General features: G+C 71.6%; 1 protein-coding gene. It reads left to right on the forward strand.

Annotated features, from left to right (window positions below; translation table 11 throughout):
- Positions 1–641 (forward strand): serine hydrolase domain-containing protein (locus K789_RS0113540; RefSeq protein WP_024367215.1); only part of this gene is annotated, 641 nt, incomplete at both ends.

The following is a 641-nucleotide window of genomic DNA, read 5'->3' on the forward strand; positions in this document are numbered from 1 at the left end:
AACGGCCCCGGCGCTCGCCGTCGGCGTCTTCACCGGAGGGAAGCTGCGGGCCGCCGTCCTGCGCGGCAGCATCGATGAGGCCGGCCGCCCGCCGCGGGCCGATACCGCCTTCCGGATCGCGTCCTGCACAAAATCGTTCACCGCTGCCGCCGTCCTGATCCTGCGGGACCGCGGGCTCCTGGACCTCGACAGCGAGGTCTCGACACACCTGCCTTACCTCCGGCTGATCGGTCCGGGGGAGGACATGCCCAACGCTCCGCTGACCCTGCGGATGCTCCTGACCATGTCCGGCGGCCTGCCCACCGACGATCCCTGGGCCGACCGGCAGGAAGCGATGTCCGGCACGGACTTCGAGGCGCTGCTCGGAGCCGGGGTGCGCCTGGTCCGCACGCCCGGCACGGCCTACGAATACTCGAACCTCGGCTACGCCATGCTCGGAGCCGTCATCACAGCGGTAGCCGGACGCGACTACACCGAGGTTGTCCGGCAGGAGCTGCTGGAGCCGCTGGGGCTGGTGAGCACCGGCTTCGACGTGCGCGTCCGGGCAGCCGGGGGAGTGGCCCAGGGGTATTGCCGGCGCGGGGAGGCATGGGAACCGCAACCGTTCAGCGGACCCGGTGCCTTCTCGGCCATCGGCGGGC

Source organism: Arthrobacter sp. TB 26, assembly GCF_000427315.1.
Classification (GTDB): Bacteria; Actinomycetota; Actinomycetes; order Actinomycetales; family Micrococcaceae; genus Arthrobacter.